The organism is Streptomyces sp. SBT349 (assembly GCF_001083795.1).
Lineage (GTDB): Bacteria > Actinomycetota > Actinomycetes > Streptomycetales > Streptomycetaceae > Streptomyces.
On record NZ_LAVK01000437.1, the window covers coordinates 1 to 5,295 of the forward strand.

The 5,295-nt window shown below is 75.0% G+C and carries 3 protein-coding genes; 1 reads left to right on the plus strand and 2 read right to left on the minus strand.

Going from position 1 to position 5,295, the window contains the following annotated elements; all coding sequences use genetic code 11:
* Window positions 1-3,304, minus strand: a 3,304-nt coding sequence (locus tag ADY01_RS32185; RefSeq protein WP_049580272.1) for a beta-ketoacyl synthase N-terminal-like domain-containing protein, incomplete at its 3' end; no start/stop codon positions are given.
* Entirely contained in the window at window positions 3,301-4,578 is a 1,278-nt protein-coding gene (locus ADY01_RS32190; RefSeq protein ID WP_063784444.1) for an MFS transporter, read from the minus strand. The genes ADY01_RS32190 and ADY01_RS32185, both read right to left, overlap by 4 nt.
* A gap of 304 nt (window positions 4,579-4,882) precedes the next feature.
* Between ADY01_RS32190 and ADY01_RS32195 the strand changes: the two genes are divergently transcribed.
* A complete protein-coding gene (locus ADY01_RS32195) occupies window positions 4,883-5,272 on the plus strand; it encodes a VOC family protein (protein ID WP_049580273.1) in 390 nt (129 codons plus the stop codon).
* Window positions 5,273-5,295: the final 23 nt, after the last annotated feature.

Below are 5,295 nucleotides of genomic sequence, written 5' to 3' on the forward strand. Positions count from 1 at the left end.
GGCGGGAAGGCGCCTCCTCCAGCACGACGTGGGCGTTGGTGCCGCCGACGCCGAGGGCGCTGACGCCCGCCCGGCGCGGCACGCCGTCCGCGGTCGTCCATCCCCGCAGCTCGGTGCCCAGCACGAACGGGCTGGTGTCCAGGCGCAGCGCCGGGTTGGGGCGGTCGAGGTGCAGGGACGGCACGAGGGTGCGGTGCCGCAGCATCAGCACCGTCTTGATCAGCCCCGCCATGCCCGCGCAGGTGTCCAGGTGGCCGATGCTCGGCTTCACCGAGCCCAGGGTGCAGAAGCCGACGCGATCCGTTCCCTCGCCCAGGGCGCGGGACAGCGCCTCGAACTCGATGGGATCGCCGAGCGGGGTACCGGTGCCGTGTGCCTCGACGTAGGAGATGGTGTCGGCCGGGACGGCGGCCCGCCGCAGCGCCTGCCGCACGACCTCGACCTGGCCGGTCACGCCCGGGGCGCTGAAGCCGACCTTGCCGGCCCCGTCGTTGTTCACGGCCGACCCGATGATCACGGCGTGGACGGTGTCGCCGTCCGCCAGGGCCCGGTCGAGCCGCTTGAGCAGGACGGCGGCGACCCCGTTGCCCCCCACGGTGCCGTCGGCCTCCGCGTCGAACGCGCGGCAGCGCCCGGTCGGGGACAGGATGGAGCCGGGACGGTAGCCGGACTCCTGCGGGGTGTGCACGGCCGCGGCTCCGGCCAGCGCCAGGTCGGCGTCGCCGCCGACCAGCGCCTGGATCGCGAGGTGGACGGCGACGAGCGAGGTGGAGCAGGCGGTCTGGACGCCGATGGCGGGGCCGGTCAGACCCAGCCGGTAGGCGACGCGGGAGGCGAGGAAGTCCGGCTGCTCGCCGATGGTCGTCTGCATGCCGGTGGCGGGGTCACCGCCGTCCTCGGCCGGCGGTGCGGCGACGGAGCTCGCCTGATGGCCGTAGAGGTGCATGCCCGAGCCCGCGAACACGCCGATCCTCGCGCCCGTTCCGGGTGCCGCGTACCCGGCGTCCTCCAGCGCCTCGTGGCAGCACTCCAGGAACAGCCGGTGCGCGGGCCGGGTGAGTTCCGCCTCCCGGGGCGCCATGCCGAAGAACGCCGCGTCGAACCCCTCGACGTCGTGGAGCGTCCCGGCCGCGCGCACCCGGTCCGGGGCGTCGCCCTCCTCCGCCGGGAGCCCGGCGCGCGCGGCCTCCTCGGCGGTAAAGACGCGCACGCTGTCCACGCCGTCGCGGAGGTTGGCCCAGAACTCGGCGATCGAGCGGGCACCGGGGAAGCGCGCGGACATGCCGATGACCGCGATCCGGTCGTCCTCCGCCCGGGGGGTCTCCCGGGCGGGGGTCGCCGGTCTCGCGGCGCGTTCCGGCGTCCCCCCGGCCAGGTGCGCGGCGAGCGCGGCGGTCGTGGGGTGCTCGAAGGGCGCCGTCCGCGGCAGGGCCCGGCCGAGCCGTTCCTCCAGACGGCCGCGGAGGCGCGCGAGCGCGAGGGAGTCCATGCCCAGCTCGTAGAACGGGGTGTGCGGGTCCACGGTGCGCCCGAGCAGCGCCTCGACGTCCTCCCGCACCGCCCGCGGCCAATCGGTCACCGCGACGGGAGGGCCGTCGAAGTCCCCGGCCACCAGCCGGTCCCGCAGCTCCGCCCTGCGCACCTTCCCCGCCGGGGTCCTCGGGAACGCGGTGGCGGCGACCGGCACCACGCGCGCGACGGTGAGCCGGAGCCTGGCGAACACGGCCGCCCTGATCCCCCGGGCGACCCGGGCGTCTTCCCCGGGGTCACCGTGGGCGGCGAAGAACAGCACGAGCGATTCGGTCGCGGTGTCGGGGTCGGGTATCCCGCACGCGGCGAGACCGCCCGCGCGGATGCCCGGCACCGCCATGGCCGCCTCCTCGACCTCGTGGCAGTACACGTTGTGCCCGTTGAGGATGATCACGTCCTTGCGCCTGCCGGTGACCACCACCTGTCCCTCGGCGAGGAAGGCCAGATCGCCGGTGTCGAGCCAGTCGGGCCCGTCGGGGAAGGCGGCCAGGTCGGCCTCGGGGTTGTCGACGTACCCGGGGGTGACACGGCCCGACCGCACCTGGAGCCTGCCGACGCGCTCCTCGGGCAGGAGTTCCCCACGGTCGTCCACGATCCGCACGCTCGCCCGGTGCGCCGGGGCCCCGACGGCGACGAACGTCACGCGTTCCTCTTCGGGGGTGGCCTCGTCGGCGCGGACCAGGTCACCGCCGAGGCTGTCCTTGCGCACATGGAGAACGGAACCGGGGTCGCCGAGCCTGCCGTACGTGATGGCCGTGACCGTCTCCGCCATCCCCCAGACGGGCACGATGTGGTCCCGCCGCACGCCGAACGGCGCCGTGGCCGCCACGAACCGGTCCATCACCGACAGCGGGATCTGCTCGCCGCCGCACACCAGGGTCCGCAGCCGGCTCAGGTCCCAGCGGCCTTGGGGGAACCCGCCGGCCGACGCGGCGACGAGCTGGAACGCGAAGGCCGGGGCCCAGCCGTGGGCCGCCCTGTGCTCGCTGAGCAGGTCCAGCCAGCGGGTGGGCTCGGCCAGCACCCGCTCGGTCGGCGCGTGGACATTGGTGCAGCCCGCGAACACCGCCAGCAGGTGATAGATCAGGAAGGCTCCGCTGTGGTCCACCGGAAGCCAGTTCACGGTCGTGTCGTCGGGGCGGACATCCAGGATCCGTCGCGTGCTCGCGGCGAACTCCGCCAGGCCCCCGTGCGTGAGCCGGGCCGCCTTGGGCACGCCCGTGCTGCCCGAGGAGAGCATCAGCAGCGCCACGTCGGAGTCCCGGGGCTCCACGTGGTCCGGCGCGGGCGGGTGGCCCAGACAGTCCTCGGCCACCACGATCCGCAGGGAGGGGACCGCACCGGCCGGGCCGGCGGCCCCGGCGCGGTCGGTGACCACCAGCGGGCCGTCGAGCAGCGCGCAGGCGTGCAGGAGGCGCTGGTACGTGGGCGAGCCGGTCTCCGCGCGCTCCGCGATGGCGACCGGCCGGGCACCGCCCAGCAGGCAGGCCCAGAACATGGGGAAGAACTCCGCCAGGGGCAGTCCGCACAGCACGACGTCCGTGCCGGCGCGCAGGCCGTGTTCCCGCAGCCCGGCGAGCCGGAGGCGGGCATGGGCCAGCAGCTCCGGGTACCTCCGGCCGGTGCTCCGCCCGTCGGCTCCGACCGTGATCACCGACGCGTCGGGGTGCCGTTCCGCCGCGCGGAGGAGGGCGCTCACGGCGTGCGGCGGATCGTCGGCGGTCAGGTCGAGTTCGGGCCCTCGGGCGAGGGCGTCCGGCCGTACACGGGTCATGGGATGGGGCTCCTTGACGTCTCGATGGCTGGTGGTGCGGCCGCCCGCCCGTCCGGCGCCCGGCGGGCGAGATGGGTCAGCAGGGCCAGCGCGCCGCAGAAGGCGATTCCGTGGAAGAGGCCGACGACCGCGATCGCGGGCCACAGTTCGAGCGCCGCCGCGGCGGTGACCGTCCCGAGGGCGAACCCGGAGGTCTCCGCCATGGAGGAGAGCGCGAACAGGCGGCCTCGCTCGGCGTCTGGGGCGGCCTGGAGCCGCGACGTGTGGGCGATCTCCGTGGCCCCGTCGGCGAACCCGGCCAGGGCGGCGATCAGCATGAACGCCACGGGGGGTGGGCCGGTGAAGGCCAGCACGAAGAACAGCGACATCGCGCAGGTCCCCACCGCGTAGACCACGGCCCCCCTGCGCCCCTCCCACCACGACGCGGGACGGCGCTTGAGCGCCTGGTGGGCCAGCAGGGTGCCCACGGCCCAGGCCGCCCAGAACCGCGCCATGAACGCCGCCGGGTTCTCCGGCGATTCGAGCCCGGCCACGACCGGGAGGGCGACGTTGTGCGAGGAGGAGGCCAGCGCGTCGGCGCCCCGCAGCAGGATGACCCCCAGCAGCAGGGCCGGCAGCGTGGTCCAGCCGCGCGGGAGACCCCGGGCCTTCGGCGTCGACCCCGACTCCGGCTCCGGCCCCGGCTCCGGGGGCGGAGCGGGAGCGTCCTCCTCCGTCCGGGGGCGGAGCACCAGCAGGGTCGCCGCGGACAGCAGGAAGCTGGCCGCGTTGACGGCGAACGCGGCGCCGTGGCCCGCGATCCCGATGAGAGGGCCGGCCGAGGCGAAGCCGGCCACCATGGCCAGCGAACGCCCGGTCATCAGCTGCCCGTTGGCGCGGCCCCGCGCCTCCTGCCCCACCATCACGGGTATCGCGCTGCGCAGCGCGACGGTGAAGAAGACGTTCCCCGCGCCGAGCACCACGACGACGGCGGCGAGGAGTCCGACGGACGCCGTCCGCGTGGCCAGGGCGATCACCGCCATGGCCACCGCCTGGGCGAGGTCCGCGCCGATCATCACGCGCCTGCGGCCGACCCGGGCGGTCAGCGCCGCGGCGCCGAGCCCGGCCAGCAGGCCGGAGAAGAGGCGCAGGGCCATGAGCAGGCCGATGCCGAGCGCGTTCCCCGTGAGCTGGTAGGAGAACAGGCTGAGCGCGACGAGGTTGAGGTAGTTGCCGTATGCGGACACCGCGTGTGCGGCGACGACACCGCGGAATCGCCCGTTCAGCCGGTCCACACCGATCTCCAAGTCTGCGGGAGCGCCAACAGGACGCAGCGGCGCGCGCCAGGGTCCCGGCCCGCGTGACCGCCGCCTGCCGCCCCCGGCGGATCGAACGCGATCAGCGCAACTCGGAGGGGCACGACCGCCCTTCGCGGTCCCGCGGCCATGTCCTCGTCGACGTCGGGCGGCATCTGGCCGATCGTATAAGGGAGGCTCCGCTCCCCGAACCGCCCGGCTTCCCCACCATGCGTGCGTCGAACGGGCGCATGCCTCGGTGCCGCAGCGCTTCCGTGGCGTGCGCCGGGGTAGCTTCGCCCCTATGACGCAGCAGACGCCACGGCCGCGCCTCGGGCGGCCCACCCCCGTGCTCGACTCCCTCGCCGCGCGCGAGCTGGCCGGTTTCTACCTCCGCCTTCTGGACTGGGAGGTCATCCAGGACGAGAAGGACTGGGTGCAGCTCGCCGAGCCGGGCGGCCCGGGACGGCTGTCGTTCCAAACGGAGAGCTCCTACGAGCCGCCGCTGTGGCCGGGCAGGCCGGGACGGCAGCAGATGTCGCTCCACCTGGACTTCGAGGTGGACCACCTGGAGCACAGCCTCACCCACGCCCTGGCGGCCGGGGCCACGCTCGCCCCGTTCCAGCCGCAGGACGACGTCCGGGTCTGCCTCGACCCGGCGGGCCACCCGTTCTGCCTCTGGGTGCGGACCTAGCCTTTCGGGCGGGGGGTGGTGGG